19 protein-coding genes are annotated in these 26,225 nt (G+C 64.5%); 14 read left to right on the top strand and 5 right to left on the bottom strand.

What is annotated here, in order from left to right:
- Positions 1-28: 28 nt before the first annotated feature.
- Positions 29-1,534, bottom strand: coding sequence for an aldehyde dehydrogenase family protein (locus tag AC2IPW_RS00410; protein WP_486376004.1), 1,506 nt, complete (start codon positions 1,532-1,534; stop codon positions 29-31).
- 280 nt (positions 1,535-1,814) lie between these two features.
- Here AC2IPW_RS00410 and AC2IPW_RS00405 point away from each other — a divergent pair, with 280 nt between their 5' ends.
- From AC2IPW_RS00405 to AC2IPW_RS00390, 4 genes are all read left to right on the top strand, one after another.
- Complete coding sequence (locus AC2IPW_RS00405; protein WP_486376003.1) at positions 1,815-2,546, top strand: GntR family transcriptional regulator; 732 nt, start codon at positions 1,815-1,817, stop codon at positions 2,544-2,546.
- Between the two features lie 625 nt (positions 2,547-3,171).
- A complete protein-coding gene (locus tag AC2IPW_RS00400; protein WP_168578849.1) occupies positions 3,172-4,488 on the top strand; it encodes an MFS transporter in 1,317 nt (438 codons plus the stop codon).
- Between the two features lie 115 nt (positions 4,489-4,603).
- Positions 4,604-5,383, top strand: coding sequence for an alpha/beta fold hydrolase (locus AC2IPW_RS00395; RefSeq protein ID WP_486376002.1), 780 nt, complete (start codon positions 4,604-4,606; stop codon positions 5,381-5,383).
- A 183-nt stretch (positions 5,384-5,566) separates the two neighbouring features.
- A complete protein-coding gene (locus AC2IPW_RS00390; protein WP_486376001.1) occupies positions 5,567-6,910 on the top strand; it encodes an MFS transporter in 1,344 nt (447 codons plus the stop codon).
- Here AC2IPW_RS00390 and AC2IPW_RS00385 read toward each other — a convergent pair.
- Positions 6,825-7,319 (bottom strand): alanine racemase C-terminal domain-containing protein, encoded by a 495-nt coding sequence (locus AC2IPW_RS00385; protein WP_486376000.1) that lies wholly within the window; start codon positions 7,317-7,319, stop codon positions 6,825-6,827. The genes AC2IPW_RS00390 and AC2IPW_RS00385 overlap by 86 nt on opposite strands.
- Before the next feature lie 579 nt (positions 7,320-7,898).
- Between AC2IPW_RS00385 and AC2IPW_RS00380 the strand changes: the two genes are divergently transcribed.
- A complete protein-coding gene (locus AC2IPW_RS00380) occupies positions 7,899-11,363 on the top strand; it encodes a protein kinase domain-containing protein (protein ID WP_486375999.1) in 3,465 nt (1,154 codons plus the stop codon).
- Between the two features lie 5 nt (positions 11,364-11,368).
- Here the strand turns inward: AC2IPW_RS00380 and AC2IPW_RS00375 are convergent, their stop codons facing one another.
- The 3 genes from AC2IPW_RS00375 to AC2IPW_RS00365 form a co-directional block, all read right to left on the bottom strand.
- Positions 11,369-12,631: an MFS transporter gene (locus tag AC2IPW_RS00375; protein WP_486375998.1), complete on the bottom strand. Its 1,263-nt coding sequence runs from the start codon at positions 12,629-12,631 to the stop codon at positions 11,369-11,371.
- A 96-nt stretch (positions 12,632-12,727) separates the two neighbouring features.
- Positions 12,728-13,474 (bottom strand): GntR family transcriptional regulator, encoded by a 747-nt coding sequence (locus tag AC2IPW_RS00370; protein WP_486375997.1) that lies wholly within the window; start codon positions 13,472-13,474, stop codon positions 12,728-12,730.
- Positions 13,475-13,483: 9 nt separating this feature from the next.
- Complete coding sequence (locus AC2IPW_RS00365) at positions 13,484-14,869, bottom strand: MFS transporter (RefSeq protein WP_486375996.1); 1,386 nt, start codon at positions 14,867-14,869, stop codon at positions 13,484-13,486.
- A 448-nt stretch (positions 14,870-15,317) separates the two neighbouring features.
- On the opposite strand from AC2IPW_RS00365, the gene AC2IPW_RS00360 reads away from it, so the two are divergent.
- The 9 genes from AC2IPW_RS00360 to kdpB all read left to right on the top strand — a co-directional run bounded on the left by AC2IPW_RS00360 (position 15,318) and on the right by kdpB (position 26,225).
- Positions 15,318-16,688 carry an MmgE/PrpD family protein gene (locus tag AC2IPW_RS00360; protein WP_486375995.1) on the top strand — a complete coding sequence of 457 codons (1,371 nt, stop codon included), beginning with the start codon at positions 15,318-15,320 and terminating at the stop codon, positions 16,686-16,688.
- A gap of 118 nt (positions 16,689-16,806) precedes the next feature.
- Positions 16,807-18,321: an aldehyde dehydrogenase gene (locus AC2IPW_RS00355; RefSeq protein ID WP_486375994.1), complete on the top strand. Its 1,515-nt coding sequence runs from the start codon at positions 16,807-16,809 to the stop codon at positions 18,319-18,321.
- A gap of 20 nt (positions 18,322-18,341) precedes the next feature.
- Positions 18,342-19,493 carry a zinc-binding dehydrogenase gene (locus AC2IPW_RS00350; protein WP_006942121.1) on the top strand — a complete coding sequence of 384 codons (1,152 nt, stop codon included), beginning with the start codon at positions 18,342-18,344 and terminating at the stop codon, positions 19,491-19,493.
- Position 19,494: 1 nt separating this feature from the next.
- Positions 19,495-20,661, top strand: coding sequence for a CaiB/BaiF CoA transferase family protein (locus AC2IPW_RS00345; protein WP_486375993.1), 1,167 nt, complete (start codon positions 19,495-19,497; stop codon positions 20,659-20,661).
- Between the two features lie 346 nt (positions 20,662-21,007).
- A complete protein-coding gene (locus AC2IPW_RS00340) occupies positions 21,008-21,763 on the top strand; it encodes a GntR family transcriptional regulator (protein ID WP_486377067.1) in 756 nt (251 codons plus the stop codon).
- Between the two features lie 155 nt (positions 21,764-21,918).
- Entirely contained in the window at positions 21,919-22,101 is a 183-nt protein-coding gene (locus AC2IPW_RS00335) for a hypothetical protein (RefSeq protein ID WP_486375992.1), read from the top strand.
- Between the two features lie 224 nt (positions 22,102-22,325).
- Entirely contained in the window at positions 22,326-22,424 is a 99-nt protein-coding gene (kdpF, locus tag AC2IPW_RS00330) for a K(+)-transporting ATPase subunit F (RefSeq protein ID WP_040782300.1), read from the top strand.
- Between the two features lie 7 nt (positions 22,425-22,431).
- A complete protein-coding gene (kdpA, locus tag AC2IPW_RS00325) occupies positions 22,432-24,132 on the top strand; it encodes a potassium-transporting ATPase subunit KdpA (RefSeq protein WP_486375991.1) in 1,701 nt (566 codons plus the stop codon).
- Positions 24,129-26,225: a potassium-transporting ATPase subunit KdpB gene (gene kdpB, locus AC2IPW_RS00320; protein WP_486375990.1), complete on the top strand. Its 2,097-nt coding sequence runs from the start codon at positions 24,129-24,131 to the stop codon at positions 26,223-26,225. Before kdpA ends, kdpB begins: the two co-directional genes overlap by 4 nt.

Genomic DNA, 26,225 nt, shown 5'->3' with positions numbered 1-26,225 from the left:
TCTTCCGATCGTCGTTCGAAGGATTTTCTCAGCTGTGCATGGTCCATACGGACTTGGTTTCCAGATATCCGTCGAGGCTGTCCGGGCCCAGGTCACGGCCGTAGCCCGACTGGTGGAACCCGCCGAACGGAGCTGCTGGATCGGTCAGCCCCCAGCCGTTGACGTAGACGGTCCCGGCCTGCAGTCTGCGCGTCATCGTCTGGACGGTATTCACATTCGTCGTCCAGATACCCGCGGCCAAGCCGTAGTCGCCGGCATTCGCCCGCTCGATGACCTCGTCGATGTGGTCGAAGGCGAGAACGACGACAACCGGACCGAAGATCTCCTCACGTGCGCATTCCATGTCGTCGGTCGCATTGGCGATGATCGTCGGAGGGTGGAAGTGCCCGGTCAGATCGCCGGGAACCTGCGCAGCCTGATAGACCTTGGCGCCCTTGATTTTTGCACGTTCGACGTATCCCCGGACGCGCTCGAGTTGCGCATTGTTGACCAAAGGGCCGAAATCGACACCCTCGTCGAGTCCATGTCCGATCCTCAACTGCCCGGCGATCGCGGTGAGTTGCTCGACGACCTCGTCATGGATGTCTCTGTGTACAAACAATCGTGATGGTGCGCTGCAGGTTTGACCGGAGTGCCAGAAGATGCCGCCCGCAGAACCGGTCACCGCCTCCGTCACGTCGGCATCGGGCAGGATGATGTTGGCGGACTTGCCACCAAGTTCGAGTGTCACCCGTTTGACGTCGGCCGCGGCTTGGCGAGCGATGTGCTTGCCGACCTTCGTCGAGCCGGTGAATGTGAGCTTGTCGACCCCAGGATGGGCAACCAAGGCTTGACCAGCGGTCCCGCCGGTGCCGGGAACGACGTTGAGCACGCCGGGGGGCAGTCCGGCCTCGCCGGCGAGTTCCGCCAGCCACAACGCCGACAGGGGCGTTTCTTCGGAAGGCTTGAGGACCATCGTGCACCCGGAGGCAAGTGCGGGGCCGATCTTCCATCCGCACAGCAGAAGTGGGAAGTTCCATGCGGTGATCGCGCCCACCACTCCGACCGGTTCGCGTTCGGTGCGCACGTGGATACTCGGATGAGATACCGGGACGGTCGAACCGACGATTTTGGTGGGCCAGCCGGCGTAGTAGTGAAACGCCCGCGCGGCGAACTCGACATCGATGTTTCGTGCTGCGCCGAGGACCTTCCCTGCATCGAGGACCTCGAGCTGAGCGAAGTCATCGGCGTGCCGGTAGATCAGATCGCCGATCCGGTGGAGGATGCGTCCGCGGTCGAGGGGGCTCATCTGCCGCCACGGGGCCGACTCGGCAAACGCGCGCCGGGCCGCATCGACCGCGTCGGCGACGTCGTCCACTCCTCCGGAAGCCGCAACCGCGATCTGGCGCCCGGTTGCCGGGTCGAAGACGGGCATCTCCTCGCCGCTGCGCGCTGCGCGCTGTCCGCCATCGATGAAGACGTGCGGGGCGGTCCTCAGACGGTTGACGACAGCCGAGGAGAGAAGGTGATCGGTCGATGCGATGGGTGTCATCATGCCTCTCAGATTGGATATGTGATACATCAGCTGTGACTCACATTACGCCCGCGTGGCCTCGAAGTCGAGTCCGGCCCCGGCACCGCGGACAGCGAAGTGCCGAGCCAGGAGAAGCGGCTGGCTGACGAACTGCACGAACCCGCTGTTCAGAGCCGTCGATGCGCTACTTGGGGGATGATTGGCGTGCGGCGGCGTGTTGCACGCGGCGATGCGTCAGCGGCGCCCCCTACGGATCAAGTACACTAGCCCGTGTTGATGATTGATCAAATTAGGAGTCGAGATGACTGCGTCTGACGCCGGAATCGATCTACCGATTCGTGCTGCACAGAACGGTGGCCGGCGTGAGGACGCTCGTCCGCAGCTGGCGCGACGAAACATGAGTGGTCAGGTCGTCGACTACATCAAGAATATGATCTTCGACGGGTCTCTGATTCGGGGACAGCGAGTGCCGCAGGACCAAATCGCCAAAGATCTCGGCGTCAGTCGTCTGCCGGTTCGGGAAGCGCTCATCACTCTCGAGGCCGAAGGATTGATCGACTCCGAGCCGCATCGCGGTTCTTATGTTGTCCCCATCCGGCGCGAGGACATCGACGATCACTACCGAATCTACGGAATGGTGCAGGGGCTCGCGTCACGACGCGCCGCGTCCCGTATCACCCAGCCAACGCTTGCCCGGTTGCAGGAGCTACACGAACTCATGCAGAACAGCGACGATCCTGACGTGCTTCATAACCTGAACTGGGAGTTCCACGCCCTCATCAACCAGACGGGTGGCAGCCGGCGCCTGTTGTCGGTGCTGCGGCAGCTGGCCAAGAACCTGCCACGGGCCGTGTACGAGGCACCGCCCGGCGCGAGTCCCGAAGCCACTCGGAGTCACCAGAAAATGCTCGACGCCTTGAAGCGTGGGGACGGGGCAGCAGCGGAGGCTGCGTCGCGCGAACATGTTCAGTTCGAGGGCGAGTACGTGATAGCCAAGCTCAAGCGCGACGGCATCCTCGCCGACGACGACTGAGGACGGCGAACAGACACGTCGGAAGACGGCGCAGGTCACCGGCCGGGCTGAGACGGTGAACCGACCGGTGACCTGGCGGGCGAGTGCGTCCGAAACTCGGCAGGTCGAGTTGCTGCTGCATCCACCCCAGCGCGATGGCTTCGGCCTGTGTACGCGCGCGTATCTCGACCGTTCGATGATGTCCAGCGCGTCCAGGGCCCGCGCCATCGACGTGGGAAGAAACGCGGTGAGCTGACCACGGATGTGAAGAGCCGCGCGTCGGGCCGCCGGTCATCCAGCCCGTCTGAACGCCGGGCCCCTCATGGCACGGTGGAGGACGGACCATCCGCTGCGCCGAGATCGGTCTCGTTCCGCGAGTGACAGCGATCGGCCAGGGTGACGGCACGCCCCTACCTTCCTTCCCCGTACGGAGCAGATAACTTGTATCAAATATCCGGGGGATATTCGTCGACCTGAACCCTAGCCGCACCGCCCTGTCGGTAAAAGTACCAGTTCAGAGCGGTCATACGTGCCACTCCCGACCTCCCTCGTGGCTGCACACTTGATAAATGATGCAAAAAACCGCAGACTGTGTGGCGCACGCCACTGCGTGATCCCCTCCTCCTCGATGTCCCCAGGAGCCCCGATGCCAGAAACAGCCATCGACGATGGTTTGCGCGAACGCCCATCCACTCCACTTTCCGCGGAGAGCAACCGCCTGAGGCCCTACCACTGGGCTGTCATGGTGCTCGGGGTGCTCGGCTACGCGACCATCGCCGCCGACGCCGCGATTTTCCCCACGAGCTATCCCCTCATCCAGCAGAGTCTAGGGTTCTCCGACAATGCCGTCGGGTACATCTATGCGGCCGGATTCTTCACCTGCGGCGTCATCGCCATGTTCCTCATCGGCCCGTTGACGGACCGCTTCGGTCGTAAGCCACTCTTCGTCGCAGCTATCGCAATCTGCTCTGCGTTCACTATTCTTGCTGGATTCTCTTGGAACACTGTGTCATTCGGTGTAATGCGATCGATCGCAACAGTCGGGTACGTTTCGTGGGGACTGGCCACCGTGCTCATTGCCGAGTCAGTACCTGCGAAGCACCGGGGATGGATGACCGGGACCGTACCAGTGGGGTGGGCCATCGGATTCGGAACATCGGCCTTCTTCTCCGAACACATCGCAGCCAGCATGGGATGGCGGGCGGTGTTCTGGATCGTCGGCGTACTCCCCTTGGCCTTCGGTATCGCGGTCTTCTTCGTCATCAAGGAAACACCGCACTTCCAGGACCTCCAGCATGCCCGTCGGACGGGGGCGAGCAAGTTCCACGTTGACGTCGCCAAGACGGAGAAAAGTGTGCTCGCTCAGCTGTGGGCAGCGGATATGCGTCGCCGCACCATCGGAGTAACTCTGTTCTTCCTCTTCATCGTGCCCCAATACGCCATCATGTCCTATTTCGGACTGAGCTTCCTGCAGGCGAAGGACATCTCGTTTCTCGAGGCCAACCGCGCAATAACCTGGGCAAACTGGCTCGGTATCGTCACCATCCTCGCCGCCAGTTTCCTCACGCGGGGCAAAGGCGCCCACTACACCCTCACGTCCGTCGGGGTGCTCGGATCTGTCTGCGCCATCTTCATGGTGTACCTGGCCACACCGTCGACGATCTTGCCCTGGTTCGTCGTCTACGTCTTGATCACCATCGGGCTATGGGGCGGATCCTCGAACTTCTTGCAAGAAGCCTTTCCCACCCGTATTCGTGGCACGGGTGGAGCATGGGGTTCTGGCATGTTGTGGGCCAGCTACGGAACTCTTGCGCTCATCGTCGCTCCATTGCTGACCGTCTACAGCTGGAATGTACTGGTCATCGTCTTCGGTGCCGTACTGCCGCTGATCGCGCTGATCGGCCTGTGGCTGGTTCCGCGACCGAAGGCGCTCAACTCCAACCTCGAAGACCTGCTGCACTGACATGCTCCCCCGCACACTCCGAGCGATCCGGAGGATTTCGCCGCCGTTGTCGAACACAACCTCCCCGTGCCTCGGCCCTCCGCCTCAGGCCCAATGACATGAAAGGGAAGAGCCGATGAAGGTTTTCGACATTGTAGACCAGGGACGCTGTCCAGCGGTGCTCTTCTCCCACGGTACGCTCCTGGATCGGACCATGTACACCGAGCAAACCGCTGCTCTGGCCGATCGCTACCGAACCATCGCCTACACCAGCAGGGCCGGAACATCGGAATATGCCACCGACTACGACCTCGACTCGCTGGTCTCCGATTGCCTGGAGGTGGCCGCCCGAGCAGGAATCGACCGATTCGTACTGGTGGGAATGTCCGTGGGCGGTTTCATGGCGATCGAACTGGCCCTGAAGCACCCTGAACGGCTGGCCGGCCTGGTCCTGATGGACACGATGGCTGACGCCTATACCAGCGAGGAGAAGGCTCGGTTCGCCGATGTATTCCGACCCATGAAGAGCGAAGCCCCCATCTCCGCAAGCTTCGCACAGACCTTCGTTCCCATCATTTTCGGCCCGCAGGCCATCGCGAACCGTCCCGATTTGGTCGATTCGTGGGTGCGCAAGTGGCGGACCAGACCATCGCGGTCGGTGTGGGGCGAATACAACTCGTGGATCGGCAAGCACGAACGCCTTTCCCGCCTGCCGGAGATAGAGATCCCGACCCTCATCGTGCACGGTGAGGACGGCAACGGCATCGACATTGCAGCTGCCGAACGGATGCATGCCCGGATACCGGGATCGGCCTTTGCCCGAATCCCAGGCGCGGGTCACTTGGTGACTGAAGAAAGCCCCGATGCCGTGACAACCGCGCTGACGACCTTCCTCGATGCCCTACCGCGTTGGTAGATCCGGCCGGACGGTCATCGAGCATCCGTGGACTACCTGGTCTCCCGTCGAGCATCGTCGTCACCGGTGCCGATCATGATCGACGGAGGACAGTCCGCGTGAACGTTGCCCGACTCCCGGAAACCGTGCACTACGCAACGGTTGCCGCTTCCTCGCATTACTGTTCTCTCTGGAGGAACCATCATGAGCGTGCCTGAAAAGCGCTCCACCACAAAGATGCTTCGTGTTACTGCAGCAGGATTCGCCGGCACCGCACTCGAGTACTACGACTTCTTCCTGTACGGCACCGCCGCAGCCCTCGTGTTCGGCCCCCTGTTCTTCCCGTCATACAGCCCACTGGCGGGGACACTCGCCTCCTTCGCGACTTTCGCGGTGGGATTCCTGGCGAGGCCATTGGGCAGCGTGCTCTTCGGCGGAATGGGTGACAGGGTCGGCCGGCGCAAGACGCTCGTGGTCTCGCTGTTGATGATGGGCACCGCGACGGTTCTGATCGGCATACTTCCGACATTTGAGCAAGTCGGCTGGCTTGCACCGCTCCTGCTGGTCACTCTCCGTTTCGTGCAAGGCATCGCGATGGGCGGAGAGTGGGGTGGAGCTGCACTGATGCTCGTCGAGCATTCACCCCCGCGCCGGCGCGGGCTGTATGGCAGCACCGTCCAGATGGGGGTGCCCGGTGGACTCCTGTTGTCGACCATCGCCGTCACCGTCAGTGACCACATCTCCGGCGACGCTTTCGAATCGTGGGGATGGCGGATTCCGTTCCTGCTCAGCGCCGGACTCTTCGCCATCTCGATGTTCATTCGCCTCGGCGTCGAGGAAACCCCGGACTTCACCGAACTGCAGACGGCATCGGCCCAGCAAAGCACCCCGGTGCGCACACTACTGCGCAGTCAATGGCGGGACGTCGCATGGGCCGCGGGCGTCATCGCTCCCGGAGGCATCCTGTTCTATCTGGTTTCCACCTATGCCGTCTCCTACGGCACCACCATCTTGGATATCAGCCGTACCACGATGCTCAATGCACTGCTCGCCGCATCGATCGTTTACTTGATCAGTCTCCCGGTATCCGGTCATCTGAGTGACCGGTTCTCACGCCGTACTGTCCTTCTCGCCGGGTGCGTCACCGCCCTGTTCGGAGGGTTCGTGCTGTTCGCGCTGATGAACACCGGATCGGGCTGGGCCGCGTTCTTGGGGATCACCTTCATGCTGGCGGTGGTGCATTCGGCACTGCAAGCCCCGCAGCCGGCCTTCCTCGCGGAACGATTCAATGCCGATGTCCGGTTCAGCGGCGTCGCGTTGAGTCAGGCGCTGTCGGTCAGCGTCATCGGCGGCACCGCCCCCTTCATGGCGACGCTGTTCTATAGCTGGACGCACTCCACCTGGCTGATCTGCACCTGGCTCGCACTCTGGAGCGTGGCTGGGGCCGTCTCGACGATCGCGCTCAGCAGGAGACCATGTGCGATCGACGATGCCGGGCAGCGACCGGCCGATACTGACCGGGAACACCGGCTCGGTGCGACACGTTAACTGACCTGCACTCACGACAATTTCCGCGGGTGTGCTGTTCCGTCCGCTCGGTGGACAGCGCACCCGCGGCGCTCTGAACCGGAAATATGCTGCGCGCCAATGATATAACACACCTCGATCCGACTACGCAGTCCGCCGAGGATCTCGGCGGGGGTCGTCCCGAACGCGCGAGCCCACCGATGCGCGCCCCCGGTGGTGCCCTCAGTTCCTCGAACAACACCGCACGATCTCCTTCCATGACATCGGTGTCCGTCCCGAGGTAGACCACAATCCGATCCATGCACACCAGCCCGATCCGAGGGCGCCACCTACCGCCCAGCAGCACCGGCATACTGCGGCCCAGCGCACGCGAGATCCCGTCCGCGTGCCCCACGGGCAGCAGAGCGACCGAACAGTCCCTCTCTGCCACCCGACCGAGGTCGGCATGGACCGGATCGAAACGCAGGTCACCGCGGCACCTGCTCGAGGTGAACGTTCGCAGTTGACGGCCACCTGACCCCTCGTGGCGGTCCCGTGCCGTGCCACCGCTATTACCTGGCCAACGCACTGACCGCGATCTTGCACCGCACGGTGGCTGTACGCGTCTGGCTCGACTGCCGCCATCGACGACGCCGGCGGGGTCGGAGCCGACAGGGCCATCGTGCTGCGGGAGACGGGGTCGAGGTTCACACAGGCTTCGATGACAGGTCGTCGGTCCTTCAGAGATGCGGTGCTGGGAGCGCCATCGTTCTCCCAGTAACGATTGACACGGTTATGGCCCTCGATTCGATGCTCCGCACCCGCCCACACAGGGTGGGGGATGACGGGTAGTGCCGCGGACGAGGCCGCGAATTCTGCTTGACCCCTCCTCAGCCACCATCGCGGTCATCGAGCGTGTATTGACGCGTTCAGGGCCGGTTCGGTCGGCTACCAGATTATCCTTGATTCAGTAGGCGCGAGGTGGGTGATGAGCCGATTCAAGGCACCAGGTGCCGGTTCGAGGTCGTAGGTGGCCGAGACCGATCCGGGGGCAACGCAGCGCGACCAGACTGCAGCCATCGCCACGGAGCTGGCTGCGGAGGGATTCGAGGGCGCCACCGAGATTGGACGGGGCGGCTTCGGTGTGGTTTATCGCTGCCAAGAGCGGGCTCTTGATCGCGTCGTAGCGATCAAGGTGCTCACGACCGATCACGACCCGGAAGACGTGGATCGCTTTCTCCGTGAGCAAAGAGCAATGGGACGCTTATCCGGGCACCCCAACATTGTCACCATCTATCGCGTCGGGGCGACGGGTGCCGGTCACCCGTACCTCGTCATGCAGTACCACGAGCCGGGCTCCCTTCAGTCGCTGATCGAGTCGGGTCCGATCCCCTGGCCCCGTGTCCTACACCTCGGTATCAAGGTGGCCGACGCGCTCGAGACTGCCCACCAGCAATCCATCCTGCACCGAGACGTCAAACCCGCGAACATCTTGATCGACACCTACGGAGAGCCGCAGCTGACAGATTTCGGCATCGCGCGCATCGCCGGCGGATTCGAGACCGCGGCCGGTGTCGTCACCGGGTCACCCGCCTACACCGACCCCGACGTGTTACTCGGGCGTCCCCCCAGCCCGGCGAGCGATCTCTATAGCCTCGGAGCCACTCTGTTCTGCGCGCTCACCGGGCACGCGGCCTTCGAGCGGCGCCGCGGAGAGCCTCTGATCGACCAGTTTCGGCGCATCACCAATCCGAGCGGCTCCCTGCTACGCGACTGGTATGGAGAGATTCCGGAGGAGGTCTGCACTGTGATCGAGCACGCGATGGCACGCGATCGCGGCAATCGTCCTCGCACGGCAGCCGACTTCGCCGACCAATTACGCCGCGCCCACCACAACGCCGAAGGGAGCGCGACAGACTCAGGTGCCGCTCCGGACTACACTTCACCAGCGTTCGGATTCGGATTCCCGGCACCGCACTCACGGACCCCGATGCCCTCCGGCCGGTACTCGGCACCCCCAACACCCGCCACCAGATTCCGACCCCCACCACCGAGCCGTACGCTGGTCACCCGGGACCGTCTGATGCAGGCCCTTCACACCGATCGACGGCGACGCCTGACCGTCATCCACGCACCCACCGGCTACGGAAAGAGCACCGCAGCGGCACAGTGGCTCCATCAGCTCGCCGACGAGGGCATTGCCACCACATGGCTGACCATCGACCGAGACGACGACAATCCTCTCTGGTTTCTCGCACATCTCATCGAAGCCATCACCACCGCGTTGCCGGCCTTGGCGACCGAATTACGTGACACCTTCGAAGCACACGGTGACCGCGCGTGCCCACACGTGCTGACAACGTTGATCAACACACTGCACGATCAAGACCAACACCTGGCTCTCGTCCTCGACGACTGGCATCGGGTCTCGGATCCCTCGAGTGTGGCTACGCTGACGTACCTACTGGACAACGGTTGCCACCACGTCCAGATCATCGTGACCAGTCGCACGCAAACTGGACTGCCGATGAGCCGGATGCGCGTTCGCAACGAACTAGTCGAGATCGATTCGGCAGTATTGCGATTCGACGAAGACGAAACACGCAGCTTCCTCATGGAAGCCTCGGGACTGGACCTGGCCACAGAGGACATCGCCGACCTGGCGAGGTCGACCGACGGCTGGGCCGCCGCCATACAGCTGGCGTCGATTTCTCTGCGCTCGTCCGCGGACCCTGCCCAGTTCATTGCACACCTCTCGGGCCGCCACCACGCGATCGGTGATTTCCTAGCCGAGAACGTCCTCGATTCCCTCGATACGGATACGCGCGCATTCTTACTGGCCACCGCCATCCCCGACCGCATCTGCGCCGACCTGGCCTCGACCCTGACCGATGTGCGACGCGGTCAGGCGATGCTCGAGCTGATCGAAGCGCGTGACCTTTTCTTGCGCCGAGTCGACGACGAAGGGCACTGGTTCAGATACCACCACATGTTCGCAGAATTTCTGCGTGGCCGACTCGACACCGAGTTCCCCGGGCGATCGGCGCAGTTGCATCGATCCGCATCCACCTGGTTCGCCGAGCACCGCTTTCTCAGCGAAGCAGTCGATCACGCACTGCGTGCCGGCGATACGGCCGGTGCAGTGAAACTGGTCGAACGCGACGGGACGTATCTGCTCGAGCATTCGCAGATGTCGACGTTGCGTGGACTTGTCGACAAGCTGCCGACAGACAGCACAATGTCCAATCCGCGGCTGCAACTCGCCGCCGCGTGGTCGAACATCCTGCTCTACAACCCCGGCCCCGCTCTGCAGGCACTTGACCGCGTCGATACCGCGCTCACCCACCTCAGCGCGTCGGAGACCCTCGCGCTGCGTGCCGAAGCCTCGGTGATCAGAGCAGTCGTGGAATTGCGTGCAGACCGAGCCTCGCGAATCGACGACTTGGTGCGTCCGTGTCTCGATCGTCCCGATGACCTCCGGCCGTGGGTCGTATCCGTCGCAGCGAACGTTGCGACGTTCGCCAAGATCTGTCGGGCGGACTACCGCGCCGCCTATGCCCTTCAGCGCTGGGCCGCAGCGTATCACCAGCGGAACAACGGACCGTACAACTCGGTACACGGACACTGCTGGGTGGGTATAGCGGCCTTCGAGCAACTGGATGTGAAGCTGGCGGAAGCGAGTTTCCGCACCGCGATGAAGATCGCTCAGCAAGTGGATGGTCGACGCTCCTACACCGCTCGGTTAGCCGGCGGGCTCCTCGGTGAAGTTCTGTACGAACAGGGACACACCGCCGAGGCCGAGCGACTACTCGACGACGGATACGACCTCGGACCACACGCGGGCGCTGTCGACTTGAAGATTGCCCGGTACATCGTCGGAGCCCGAATCAAAGTGATACTCGGCGACCGGTCAGCGGCCGTTGCACGACTGGACGAGGGAGCACGATTCTCCATGCAGATGGAACTGCCGAGGCTCTACAGCTCCATCGTCAACGAATCGGCGCGCCTGGATCTCGTCCTACCATCCTCAGATGCCTCGCAAACTGCAGATCTCACATACGCCGAACGTGCGGAGCAGGTGTCCGGTCTCGACGAGGTTATCGCGCAGAACCGGGAGGAGGCGGCCATCACACGATTGGTGCGAACCGGATCCCTGGCGAATACCGAGCTCGCATGCCGGTGGGCCAGAGAGTGGGTGGAGCGACTTGCGGGCAGCGAACGCCACCGGGCTGAGCTACGGGCCCGCAGGCTGCTGGCCGGCTGCCTCGCCGCATCCGGCCGTACCGAAGAGGCTGGAAGCCTGCTCACCGGAGTAGCAGCCCAATGCGCGAAAGCCGGGCTGGTGCGGTTTCTCGCCGATGGAGGAGTACACGTCATGGACACCCTCCGACAAATCGCCGACAACGCCCATCCCCCCAGCCGTCCGCCGCTGTCGTCGGACCTGCCGGACGAATTCGTGTCGGCCGCGCTCGCGGCTGATGCCGGCCTGCCCTGAGCTCCCTACCGCAGGGATGACACAGCGCCCTCGGTGCTGTGTTGAATCGATCGTCGGGCCCCGGCTCCTGCGGAAGAGACGAGGATCAACCCCGCCCCGATGGCGAGCCAGATGGCAGCGGCAAGCATGCCGATCCGGAAACCCCAAGGGCTGACCACCGAGGCGAGGGCTGGTCCGGCGCTGGCACCGAGAAAGGTGAAGGATCCGTACAGTGCCGTTGCACCGCCCGTTTCCTCCGGACGCACCTGCACCAGAAGTGACTCGACAATGGCTGACGCCGTAGCGGAAATCGCCGCCACGAGCAGCAACACCGCTATGGACAGTCCTATCAGGTAGTCCGACGACACCGATCCGGCGGCCACGGACATAGCCGCCACACCCAACGCCGCCGCGCCCCGGCGGGCCGGTCGCCACCGCCTCAGTACTCGACCCAGAAATGGAATGACGAGAAGTGCTGGCACGGTGATCAAGCGCAGCATCTGCAGGGCCTCGGGATTTCCGGCAACCGACGGCGGGCCCACCAGCGAGATGGTGGTGAAGACGCTGACATACCCTCCGAGGAATGTGGCCGAAGCACCGAACAGCGCGACCAACCGCCACCTGCCCAGAATCGTCACCAAGACCCCGAAGAGCCGCGCACCACGGGGGTGGCCGATGGCCCGCGCCCTCGGAACGAACACAACAACGACCACGGCGGCCACCGCGAGCGCACCCGCACCGAGCACAAAGACCGCGCGCCAACCGGCCGCAACAGCGATCACCTGTGCGGCGACGGGAACGACTGCCGCCGCTCCGAGGAAACCGCTGGTCAAACAGCTCAAAGCCAGCAGACGCTGGCGCGGATCGATGTTCTCGGCAATATACGTGAACGCGGCGGGGGCGAAGGCGGCTGCCGCGCAGCCCTGCCCCGCGCGAGCGATCAGTTCGAGAAGCAGCGTGGAAGGAAGGGCTGCCAGCAGCGTGGTGACGGCAGCGGTGCACAGACCCACAGACATCACGGTATGGGAACCGAACCGCGACGCCAGCGGCCCCGCCGCGAGGAACCCGACAGCATAGGCGACGCCGAACACAGTGGAGGTCGCCGTCACCTGTGCAGGGTTGACATCGAAGGAAGCGGCCATCTGCGGTAACAGCGCCAATACCGAGTACATCTGTCCTACCGCGGTGACAGCCGTGGCGGTGAGAATGATAATCACTCGCCGGGGCGGGACATACCGATCCCGGACGACGTCGATCGAACCGATATCGGTGCTCGTCTCTCGACCCACACCGCCTCCTTCGTGCGTTCCTGGTAGGTCAACCGTGTAATCGATTGCCACCCCGACCACTTCGTGGTGGCTCAGTGCGGACCGCGGACGTCCCGATCAGCGGTGCCGGCGCAGGTCCATCCGGTAGCTGTAGCGGCGGGGATTGAAGCGGGAGGCGGTGAACTCGACCGGCCGCCCACCGGCGTCGTGGTACAGCCGCTCGATGAGCAAGACGGCGTCCCCTACCGAGCATCCGATCAGTTCGCTCTCAGTTTCTTCGGCTCGAGTGGCGTGGATGCTCTGGGTCGCCGAGACGATGCCCTCGGGCAGTAACCGCTCCGCCGATTGAATGATCGTGCTGTCGGTCTCCCATGCTGCCCGATCGATCACGTTGTCCGCCAATGAGGAAACCATGTAGTGCCGAGTCAGGGCGAAGGGCGCATCGTTGTAGCAGCGTTGGACGAGGGCACAGCGAACATCTGAGATGTCCGCGCCGAGGTCACGAGCGATCGCAGGCTCGCTCACCCCCCGCCGGAAAGGCTCGAGCAACCGAGTGGTGGTGCCGGGCCAGCTCATGATCTCGTCGAGCGATCCGATCGCACGCTGATAGCGAACGGAGTTCGTCTCGTATCCAATCAAATACGTGCCGCTGCCCTGAACACGGTGCACCATGCCCACCTCGACCAGGTGTCCGATTGCTTGCCGGATCGTGTGCCTGCTGACGCCGAAAGTGTGTCGAAGTTGATCCTCGGTAGGCAACTTGTCACCCACGGCGTACTCACCGCGTTCGGCTCGCCGCCGAAGTTGTTCGGCGACGAGCCGGTACGCGGGACGCTTCAGATACGAATGCGTCTCCACAATCATGCCTGCCTGTCAGTCCCTCACCGAGGGTGCTTCGTCACTGAACAGCGACACTCCGCGAGTCTCGGGGAGATACCGCAGCAGGATCAAGAACGACAGCGCTGCAACCGCGACCAGATAGAAGGCGGGAGCGACGATGAGCGCGGCCGCCGCCGCGATGGCGGTAGCGATGAACGGGCCGGGCCCGCCGATGAGAGCCTGCGCGACGTTGAAGCCGATCGAGCTACCCGTCACCCGCAGTCGGGCCGGGAAGAGCTCGACCATGAGAACTCCGAGCATGACATTGACCAGTGCCTCGAACGCTGCCAGGATTGCCAGACCGATCAGTGCGAGGTACCAGGTGCCGGTCGAGAGCAGCGCGAAGCAAGGGACCGCGGTCAGAGCAATGCCGACGGCGCCGAGCAGCATCGTGCGTCGGCGGCCGATGCGGTCGCCGATCATGCCTGCGACGGGGCACATGAGTGAGTAGATGAGCAATCCGAGCACCGCGAGTTCGAGGGCGGAGGTCTTGGCCATGTGGACCTCGACACTGAGGAAGGTGACCACGAATGTTGCGAGGTAGTAGAAACCGAGGCCGGTCACCGCGGTGCAGACGAACACCAACAGGATTCCGGATCGACTGTGCTTGCCGGCGTTGCGCAGCGGGGCATGCTCGACCTCGTGAGCGCGCTGGAGCTCCTGGAACACGGGAGTGTCCTCGAGCCGGAGCCGGACGTAGAGACCCAGGACGGCCAGTGGGCCGGCGACGAGGAAGGGGACACGCCACCCCCAGCTCGTCATCTGGTCGTCGGACAGCAGGGCCGTCAACAGCAAGGTCACCGCACCCCCGGCCATGACCCCGATGCCGGCGCCGGCGGAGACCACACTGCTCCACAGCCCGCGCCGGCGGGCCGGTGCATATTCGACGAGGAAGGCAGCCGCGCCCGCGTATTCGCCACCCGCAGAGAAACCTTGGGCACACCGAAGGAGCACCAGAAGAGCGGGAGCAGCGACGCCCATTGTGGCGTACGTCGGCAGGACGCCGATGCCGATCGTGCAGATGCCCATGACGACGATCGCGAACGAGAGCGCCGCGCGGCGGCCGGCACGATCGCCGAAAGCCCCGATCAGCAGCCCGCCGAGCGGACGAAAGAGGAACGCGACGCCGAAAACGGCGAGGGAGGCCAACAGCGACGTCGTGGCGTTGCCGGACGGAAAGAACAGCTGTCCGATGGTCGCGGCCAGAAACCCGTACACCGCGAAGTCGAACCACTCGAGGAAGTGGCCGATGCCCGCGGCGACGGCGACGCGTCGAGACACCCGGGGTGCCAGCGTCCCCGATGAGGTCAGCGCATCAGTCGTCGGCGCCTCTCCCGGAGTGGTGGGGGGTGACGGCAATACGGGGGGTGGGTTCGTCATCGAGGTCTCCTCGGGAAGCGTCGTGGACTTCTTTCGCAACGACGTGAATTTGGTCCTGCGCGAATCTGATGGTGTTTCTGGCGCGCCCATGATCCTCCGCCCTGGCGGCCCACAGTGAGATCAGCCACAGTTGTACGGATGACTGGAAGGTAGTCATGGACGACGCTTGCGTCAACCCTTTGGAGCAGGCGGGTTCGCCGCTACGTGGAACTTGGACAACGGGAACGTCTTGAACAGGCAATTACCGTCAAATAACGGAACCGTCGTGGTCGGATCCTGGAGGTGGACGGGTTCGATTCGCGTCGTGATTGACAGACGCATCGTTGCGCAATAGTGTCGCAAGTCATACGGACAAATTTTGAAACGGTGGTGGTCGGATCCGCTTCCGCGGGCAGCTCCGGCAGGAACTGCAACTGACGTGTCCACGAATCACGGAAGGGATGTGCGCATGGCTGGCAGCACGATCGCCGAACGACTCGGCGCCTTCACAGCAGATCTGGAGGTCGATGCGCTTCCACTACCAGTCGTCGAGCGGGCGAAAGGGTGCCTCATCCACGCTTTGGCGGTGGGGATGGCCGGCTCGGCCGCTGGCTTCGGGCGACGGGCCGAGCAGGTTACCCCTGGAGTGAGCTCGCCACCGAACCGCCGGGGATACGCCCGCTCGCTGGTGACCGGCCAGTGGCATCCGGCCTCGACGGCGGCCTTCATCAACGGAGTGCATCTACATGCCCGGGCGCAGGAGGACACACATGGCACGTTCCATCCAGGCGTAAGCGTCGTACCCGCCGCTCTGGCGGCAGCAGAGGCCAGCGCTGTCGACGGTCGGACTCTGCTTGCAGCGGTCGTCGCGGGTTACGAGGTGGGCATCGCGCTGTCGAAGCCACTCACGGACCTGACCACCCCGCCCTTTCGCGCCACGGCGGTGTTCGGACCGGTAGCTGCCGCTGCCGCCGTCGCACGAATCCGCGGCCTGAGCGGCGAACGCACGACCTCCGCGCTGGCAATCGCCGCATCGATCTCGGGTGGCACGTCCGAATCGTTCGGTGCCGGAACTGACGAATGGCATTTCCAGTCGGGAATTGCGGCGACGAGTGGACTGATGGCAGCGCAACTTGCCGAAGCCGGAGTTGCGGGCTCGCGGGCCGCTTTCGAAGCCGAAGCGGGATTCCTCGACTGCTTCTCGCGATCGCGTGAGGCAGCGGAAATGATCGCCCGCGACCTAGGGCGGTCCTGGAACATGCTCGAAGTAACCTTCAAGCCCTACCCGGTGTGTGCGTTCAATCAGGCGCCGGCCATGCTCGCGGTGCGGCTGCGCGAGTCCGGTCTCCCCGCTGACGAGGTCGCATCGATCCGGCTGCAGATGAACGAACGCGAGGCAACCTATCCGGGCATGCCCTCGCGCGGGCCCTTCACCAGTACCTCACAGACACTGATGAGCGCCAGATTCGCCTTCGCAACCGGGCTCGTCCACGGCGACATCACCTACAGCCTGTTGCAACACTTCACCGATCCCCAGGTGCTCGACCTCATCGGCAAGATCGACCTCGTCGCCGAGTCGGCACGCCCGGCGAAAACCGCACACGCCACTGTGGGCCTGATCGACGGGACCGCGGTCCAAGACGCCATCGAGGACTCCGATGCGATGCTGTCGTGGGACACCGACGGCGTCGTACGCAATGCCGAACGCCTCGCAGACGAAATTCCGCTGTCTACAAAGGAACTGGAAACCTTGATCGACAGCGTGGCCACGTTGCCCGACGCGCCGTCCGTCGACCCGTTGATCCGTGCGACTTTGGCGGGTATCTCCGTCAGAACGTGAGGACAGCTCTTTTCCAGTCGTCCCCCTCGACACGCGGGGTACATCGAAACCCGAAACCGACGCTCCCAATTCAACAGTGCCGGGCACTCGATCCGGCCGAGAAACGAGAAAGAGCACTATGACCGAGAACGTCGCCATCGCCGAACGGCGAAACAGCGAACTCCAACACCGAAAGATGTACATCGACGGCCAATGGGTCGACGCCATCTCCGGTGAGATTTTCGAGACCGTCAACCCCTACAACGGGCGGGCCTGGGCCACTGCCCCACTCGCCGGACCGGAAGATGTCAAGAATGCTGTCGAGGCCGCGCGACGCGCGCTGTCCGGGCCGTGGGGATCGATGTCCGCGGCGCAGCGAGGCGCCCTGATCCGTAGACTGGCGGCGCTGATCGAGCCCCACGCAGACGAGCTCGCGCGTATCGAGACCACCGACAACGGCAAGGTCATCCGCGAGACGCGCGGCCAGATGGCCGGATTGCCGGCGACCTACGAGTTCTTCGCCGGCGCTGCCGACAAAATCTTCGGTGACACCATCTCCGCGCCCCAGACGAACTTCTTCACCTACACGCGCCGCGAGCCAGTCGGCGTGGTCGCCGCGATCCTTCCCTGGAACAGCCCTCTGTTCCTGCTGGCGAGCAAGCTCGCGCCCGCCTTGGCCGCCGGCTGCACATTTGTCGCCAAGCCCGCAGAGCAGACGCCGACGTCGACCCTCGAATTCGCCAAGCTCGTCGATGAAGCCGGTTTCCCGCCCGGAGTGTTCAACGTCGTCACCGGCGCGGGGAACACAGGAGCCGCACTGACCGCCGAACCCGGCGTGGACAAAGTCACCTTCACCGGCTCCACTGCCACCGGAATCGCGGTCATGAAGAGCGCCGCCGACCACATCGCAGAGGTCACCCTCGAACTCGGCGGCAAGTCCCCCAACATCATCTTCCCCGACGCCGACATCGATTCGGCCGTCAACGGGGTGATGGCAGGAATTTTCGCCGCCACCGGCCAGACCTGCATCGCCGGAAGCCGTTTGCTGGTCCACGAATCGATCCGCGATACCGTCGTCGAGCGACTCGCACGACGCGCACCCCAGATCAAGATGGGGGATCCGCTCGACATCGAAACCGAGATGGGCCCCATCGCCTTCGCCGAGCAACTCGAGAAGGTCCGCTACTACGTCGACCTCGGAGTCGACGAAGGAGCCACAGTGGTGTGCGGCGGAGAGCGTCCGCAGGACACCGAACTGGCCGACGGGTACTTCTTCCAGCCCACCATCCTCAGCGGCGTCGACAATTCGATGCGCGTGGCACGGGAAGAAATCTTCGGACCCGTGCTGTCGGTCATCACCTTCACCTCGGAAGAAGAGGCGGTCCAACTCGGCAACGACACGACCTACGGACTCGCCGCGGCGGTGTGGACGAAGGACGTCCAACGCGCGCACCGCGTGGCGCACCGGCTCAATGCCGGCACGATTTGGATCAACTCCTACCGTGTGCTCGCCAACAACGTCCCGTACGGCGGCTTCGGGCAGAGCGGAATCGGCCGCGAGAACGGCATCGAAGGCCTCGACGCGTATCTGCAGACCAAATCCATCTGGGTCGAACTCACCGGTGAAAGCCGTGACCCGTTCAAGCTCGGCTGAACCAACAGGAGCAGAAACTGATGACCACCACATTCGACATTCCCAAGACCAGCCAGGCGGCGGTGCTCACCAAGCACAGTGAGCCGCTCGAGATCCGCGAAATCCCGGTACCCCAGACCCTGGAACCGGGCGCACTCCTGGTCCGTATCGAAGCAGCGACGGTGTGCGGCTCGGACCTGCACCTATGGGATGGCTCCCTCGGCGGCAGCCAGGCGCTGGACCTACCTGTCATTCCCGGACACGAAATGGTCGGGCGGGTGATCGCATTCGGTGACGGCGCCGAGCGAGACACCTTCGGGACACCGCTCGAAATCGGCGATCGCATCTGCTTCACCCACGCTTCATGCAACCAATGTGACCACTGCCGGTTCGACAACCAGCCCACCCTGTGCACCAACCGGCAGTACTACATGTTCACCAACTGCGAGCGTCCCCCGTACCTGGTCGGCGGCTTCGCCGAGTACGCCTATGTCTTCCCCAATTCGGGACGAGTGCGCGTGCCGGACGAGGTGGAAACCTCTTGGGCATCGGCGGCCAGCTGCGCACTGCGCACAGTTGTGCACTCCTTCGAACGCATCGGCAAGATGAATCCCTGGGAAACCGTCGTTATCCAGGGAGCGGGCCCGCTCGGCCTGTTCGCTACCGCCCTCGCCGATCATCTCGGCGCCGGACGAATCATCACCGTCGGCGCTCCCGATACCCGCCTTGCCATTGCCAAGCAGTACGGGGCAACCGACCTCGTCTCTGTCGCCGAACATCCCGAACCCGAAGACCGGGTCGCCGCGGTCCGCGAATTGCTCGGCGGGCACGGCGCCGAAGTCGTCTTCGAGTTCTCCGGCGCACGCACCGCGTTCCCAGAGGGTCTGGGAATGATCAAGGAAGGCGGCCGCTACATGGTCACCGGCCAGATCGACGGTCCAGGCAAGGAAGTCCCGGTCCGGCCCGGCTTCATCACCCGACAGCAGCTGACCATCATGGGAACCTGGTCCGGGCACATCGCCGAATATCGCAAGGCTCTCGACTTCATGAAGAACACACATGGTAAGTACGACTTCGGCGCACTGGTCCCGAACCGGTACCGGCTCGACCAAGCGACCGAGGCACTGACGCGGATGCGGGCACAGGAGGACATCAAGCCGATGCTCGTCCCGCACGCAACCGAAGGAATCTGACGTGAGGCCCCTCGACGGCATTCGGGTGCTCGAGATGGGCCAGTACATCGCCGCCCCCTACTGTGCGATGATGCTGGCCGACCTGGGCGCGGAGGTCATCAAGATCGAGAAGCCCGACGGCGGCGATCCGCGCAGAATCTACGATCCGCTCGAGCAGACCGAGACCGGATCTATGAGCGGCGGGTTCCTGAGCTACAACCGCAACAAGAAGTCCGTCACGCTGGACTTGAGCACGGAAGGCGACCGAGCCCGATACCGGACCCTTGCGGCGACCGCGGACGTAGTCGTGGAAAACCTCCGTCCCGGTGCCGTCGACCGTATGGGAGTCGGATACGAAGCGCTCAAGGAGGCCAATCCACGCCTGATCTACTGCGCCATCAGCGGCTACGGACGGTTGCCGACGCATCGAGGCGAATTTGCCGAACGGCCGGCCTTCGACACCGCCATCCAGGCAGTCGGCGGATTGATGGCGGTGACCGGAGAACCCGGGGGCCCGCCGCTGCCGACGGTGACCGGTTTCGCGGACGTCTTCACCGCGGTCCACGCCACCGTCAGCGTGCTCGCCGCTCTACAGGGACGTCAGAATACCGGTGTGGGCGCGTTCGTCGATCAGAGCATGTACGACTCCGTGGCGTCCCTGCTCGAACGCGAACTGATGCTGTGGGATTTCACGGGCGAGCATCGAGTGCGCGGGGTGGATCGCTACTCCCCACTCGGTGCCCTCGAGGCCGAGGATGGTTATGTTGCACTGATTCTGCCCACCCACGAAATGTGGCGGCGGCTGTGTGTGGCAATCGCGCGGACCGACCTGCTCGACCATCCACTGTTGGACACCGTCGTTCACCGGGCCGAGAACTTTGCATCGGTGATCCGCCCCGAAGTCGAACGGTGGACACGGTCGCGCACCCGCCGCGAGATCGTCGAACGCTTCGCCGCCCATGGGCTTCCCGCCGGGGAAACCCAGACCGTGGACGAGCTCTACCGGTGCCCTCACCTTGACGCGCGTCGCATGTTCCTCGAGATCGACGATCCGTATGCCGGGCGCCGAAGGATGATCCGGACACCGTTCCTGACCGACACCTACGAGGAGCCGCGCACCGACTCGGCGCCCCAGCTCGGCGCCCACAACGACGAACTGCTTGCTGAGGTGGAACCGACCACGGCCTGAGGCGCCCGCCGACATGGATGGCGGGGACACCAGCACCACCGCGACAGGGCCCCCATCCGTATCGGGTCCGTCGTGCTGCGGTGACAGATGTCCATCGGTCGGCCAACTCCGGCGCCGGAAGGACCGAGTGTGGAGGTGTGATCGCAGACGGTCACACCTCCACACTCGATTCATCAGTATCAATTTGCGAGGTAGCAGAAGTAGTATGCAATCTGATGCCACGAATATGCTTTTGTTGCAGTAAATTCCCGTTACCGAGTCTCCCACGTTGAAGATTCATCCGTACGAGCGCTAGTGTGGTGGATGACACCCTGCCGATCGCATCAGGGAGAAGGAGGAGCCCGTGATGACGAAGAAGGCCGCTCCCGCGGAGCGTGGTGTCCCAGCGTACCGAGAGTTGGCCGAGAAGTTGCGGGCCGACATCGAGGCAGGTGTCTACTCGGTGGGACGGAAAATGCCCACCGAAAGCGTGTTGCAGTCGGTCCACAACGTCAGCCGCCACACGGTGCGTGAGGCGCTCCAGATACTGCTCTCGGACGGGCTGATCTACCGCGTCCAAGGCAGCGGAACCTATGTGAGCGGGCGTCAACAGGACACCCGGGGCCGCTATATCCGCTCGATCGGCTCCCTCGACGAAATTATCGTCTGGCCCGATACGAACACCGAGGTGATCGAACCATTCACCGTCGTCGTCGAGCCCTCCATCGCGGCCCGATTGGAATTGCCGTACATCGAGGTCAGCAAGGCCACCGTTCGACGTTCCTATGAGGGACTCCCCTTCGTCCTGACACGTCACTACGTCGAACCCGAACTCGGTGCGAAACTGGCCGCGGACGGGGTCCCGTCGGTCGGCGAAGGAACCGTGATCGGGGCGGCCGAAAGACTCCTCACCAAGCCGATCATGGGCGCGCGCCAGGAGATCACCGCCATGAACGCCCCCGAGCACGAGGCTGAGCTGATCGGATGTCAAGCTGGAGACGCCATACTGCTGATCGAGCGTCTTTATTACGACGCGGACGGCAAGTTCGTCGAGTTCACATCCTCTCATTTCAATCCACGTCGGTACTCGTACCGCATGGAACTGAGGCGGCGAGGAGCCTGAACAGGTCGTATTCCTTCTCGGCCTCGAAGTACAAGGTAGTCACGTCGTAGAGCAGCAGGTTCAGATCACCTTCTGCGACAACATGTTCGAAGCAGCACTCCGCGATTCGGTCGCGGTAGCCGCGGTCGGTGCAGCGGTGCGGTGTCCGCACGAACGTGTTGATCTGCTGGGTGGGCGCCCGGGCGCACCTGCACACCGATCGGCGCCGGCTGCTCGGGCACCTGCGCACCCGCTACTCGTACGACCGTGAGCAGCTCCCCCCGCGCTCGACGAGGTGGCCGACGTGCGTGCGCGCCTGGTCGACGTGGCGCTGCGGTGATGCCGGACCCGGGGTGTAAAGAATTCGTCAGGACATCGGCCGCGGGCGTCAAGATTCCGTATGGATCGCGGTCCACGGACGGGCGCGGTGCGACAGTGTGGTGCGGGGCGCCGATCGACGCCGTTTCGATTCTACGACAAGGGAAGACGACATGGCCGACACCGCGTACGTGGTGCTGATCCTGGCAGGGTTCCTGGTATGCGCTCTGGTCCTACGCGCTCTGCACACCCGGGGTGAGAGCCGATGACCTGGGCGGGTGTAACGAGCGTCGCCCTCGTCGTGATCGCGGTGGCGCTCGTGGTCTACCTGCTGATTGCGCTGCTCGATCCGGAAAGGTTCTGACGATCCGATGAGTCCTGCTGTTGCCGCCGGATTACAGATCGCTCTCGTCGCTGTGATCCTCGCGCTGGCCTATGTTCCGCTCGGTGACTACATGGCGAAGGTCTACACGACCGACACCGACCTGCGGTGGAAGGACCTGCGGACCGAGTCGCTGATCTACCGGGTGTGCCGGATCGATCCCCGCGCCGAGCAGACCTGGTACGGATACGCCGCAAGTGTGCTCGGCTTCTCCCTGGCGAGCGTGCTCTTCCTGTTCCTCCTGCAACGCCTTCAAGGAATCCTGCCGCTGAGCAACGAGCTGGCGGGGGTGAGCCCGGCCGTCGCGTTCAACACGGCCGTCTCGTTCGTCACCAACACCAACTGGCAATCCTACGTCCCCGAGACGACGATGAGCCCGCTCACCCAGTCCGCCGGCCTCGCGGTCCAGAACTTCGTCTCGGCAGCGGTCGGGATGGCCGTCGCCGTGGCGCTGATCCGCGGACTGGTGCGCGTCGGCCGCGGCGGTGAGATCGGCAACTTCTGGGTGGACCTGACCCGCGGCACGCTGCGCATCCTACTGCCCCTGGCCTTCGTGATCGCCCTGATCCTGTTGTCTCAGGGTGTGATCCAGTCCTACCGAAGTGGCTTCACCGCAACCGGCCTGGACGGGAACTCGGTTACCACCGCGCTGGCACCGGTCGCTTCGCAGGAGGCGATCAAGGAACTCGGCACCAACGGCGGCGGCGTCCTCGCCGCGAACTCGGCGCACCCGTTCGAGAATCCCACCCCGGTCAGCAACATCGTCGAGATCGTCGCGATCCTGCTGATCCCGGTCGCGCTGACGCGCACGTTCGGCACCATGGTCGGCAATCGGCGTCAGGGGCTGACCGTTCTCGCCGTGATGGCATTGCTGTACGCCACCGTCCTGACGGTCACGCTGGCCGCCGAATCCGGCACCCGCGGGGTGGCCGCGAACGCCGCGGGCGCGATGATGGAGGGCAAGGAAGTCCGATTCGGCATCCCCGGCTCGGTACTGTTCGCGGTCTCGACCACCGGAACGAGCACGGGTGCGGTGAACTCTGCGCACGACAGCATGTCCCCGCTCGGAGGCGGCGCGGTGCTGCTGAACATGTTGCTCGGCGAGATCGCGCCGGGCGGCGTCGGCTCCGGTCTCTACGGCATGCTGGTGCTTGCAATCGTCGCCGTGTTCGTCGGCGGCCTGCTCGTCGGCCGGACCCCCGAATTCCTCGGCAAGAAACTGCGCCGACGGGAGATCACGCTGGCGGCGCTGACGGTCCTGGTCATGCCTGCGCTGGTGCTCGTCGGCACCGGAATCACGGTGGTCCTCTCGTCCACGACCGGATATCTCGGCAATTCCGGGGATCCGGGAACGCCCGGGGCGATCCACGGTTTCACCGAGGTGCTCTACGCGTATGCCTCGGCGTCGAACAACAACGGCAGCGCGTTCGGCGGACTGACCGTCACGAGCGATTGGTTCCAGTCCTCGCTGGGCATGTGCATGCTGCTCGGGCGGTTCCTGCCGATCGTGTTCGTCCTGGCCCTGGCCGGCTCGCTGGCCGCCCAGCGTCGCACCCCGCCGGGTGCGGGCACGCTGCCCACCACCGGTAAGGCCTTCGCCGGGCTGCTCACCGGAACCACCGTGCTCGTCGCGGCTCTGACATTCTTCCCCGCCCTCGCCCTGGGCCCGATCGCGGAGGCACTCCAATGAGCGTCGATGTTCGTCCACCCCGGAAAAACGCACCCGCCCACCCACGGCGCGTCGGCGGCGGGGTGTTCGATTCTCGGCAATTGGTGACGTCGCTGCCGGGGGCGGTGCGCAAGCTCGACCCCCGACACGTCGCGCGGAACCCGGTGATGTTCGTCGTTCTGGTCGGATCGATGGTCGCCACCGTCGCGGCTGTCGCCGAACCTACGCTGTTCGCCTGGTCCGTCGCGGCATGGCTGTGGTTCACCGTGCTGTTCGCCAACCTCGCCGAGTCGGTCGCCGAGGGGCGCGGCAAGGCGCAGGCGGCGAGCCTGCGGAAAACGAAGCACGACATGGTCGCCCGTCGCCTGGCGGAGTCGGGGAGCGAGCAGTCCGTGGCGGCCACCGAGCTGCACGTCGGCGATCTCGTCGTAGTCGAGGCCGGCGAGACCGTCCCCGGCGACGGCGACGTGATCGAAGGCATCGCTACGGTCGACGAGTCGGCGATCACCGGGGAATCGGCGCCGGTGATTCGCGAGTCCGGGGGTGACCGGTGCGCCGTCACCGGCGGCACCACCGTGCTCTCCGACCGCATCGTCGTGCGGATCACCGCACCACCCGGGCAGACCTTCGTCGACCGGATGATCGCTCTGGTCGAAGGCGCCGCCCGGCAGAAGACTCCCAACGAGATCGCCCTGAACATCCTCCTCGCGGCGTTGACGATCGTGTTCCTGCTCGCGGTGGTCGCGATCGCTCCGATGAGTGCATATGCCGGTGTCGAGCAGGGACCGGTCGAACTGATCGCGCTGCTGGTGTGCCTGATACCCACCACGATCGGAGCGCTGCTGTCCGCGATCGGCATCGCCGGCATGGACCGGCTGGTGCAGCGCAACGTGCTGGCCATGTCCGGCCGTGCTGTGGAAGCTGCCGGGGACATCGACACCCTGCTGCTGGACAAGACCGGCACCATCACCTACGGCAACCGGCGCGCCACCGCACTGCACCCCGCCCCCGGCGTCACGGATGCCGAGATGGCCTCCGCCGCAAGGATGTCGAGCCTGTCCGACGGCACCCCCGAGGGACGCAGCATCGTCGAGCTCTGCGCCGAGCGGTACCACCTCGATCCGAGCCCGTCGGACGCCGAGCGCTCCGCCGAGTTCGTCGCCTTCACCGCGCACACCCGGATGAGCGGCCTCGACACCGTCGCCGACGCGGACGCTCCGGTCCGTATCCGCAAGGGGGCCGCCGACGCGGTGAGCCGCTGGGTGGCCGAGCAGGGCGGACAGACGCCCGACGCGGTGAGCGCCGTCGTCGACGACATCGCCCGTGTGGGCGGAACGCCTCTGATGGTGGCCCGGTGCGACGCTCGGGGCGCGTCGGTGGTGGGCGTCGTCGAACTGTCCGACGTCGTCAAGCCGGGTATGGCGCAGCGGTTCGCACAACTGCGGGCGATGGGCATCCGCACGGTGATGATCACCGGGGACAATCCGCTCACCGCGCGCGCGATCGCGGCCGAAGCGGGGGTCGACGACTACCTGGCCGAGGCGACTCCCGAAGACAAGCTGGCGCTGATCCGCTCGGAACAGCAGGGCGGACGGCTGGTCGCGATGACCGGCGACGGAACCAACGACGCGCCCGCCCTGGCGCAGGCGGACGTCGGGGTGGCGATGAACACCGGCACCTCCGCAGCCAAGGAGGCGGGGAACATGGTCGACCTCGACTCCGATCCGACGAAGCTGATCGAAGTGGTCGAGATCGGCAAGCAGTTGCTCATCACGCGCGGGGCACTGACCACGTTCTCCCTGGCCAACGACCTGGCGAAGTACTTCGCGATCCTGCCCGCGCTCTTCAGCGGGATCTATCCGCAGCTGGCGGGGCTGAACATCATGGGACTGGCCACCCCCCAGTCCGCGATCCTGTCGGCAGTGATCTTCAATGCCCTGGTGATCGTGGCGCTGATACCGCTGGCCCTGAAGGGTGTGCGGTACCGGCCGGCGAACGCGTCGTCGCTGCTGGGGCGGAACCTCCTCGTCTACGGTCTCGGCGGGGTGATCACCCCGTTCGTCGGGATCTGGCTGATCGACCTGGTGATCCGACTCGTACCTGGAATGGGATGA

This window comes from Rhodococcus sp. NS-SX18 (assembly GCF_057367935.1).
The sequence above is the reverse complement of the archived record's forward strand: the minus strand, read 5'-3'. Positions and strand labels throughout refer to the sequence as shown.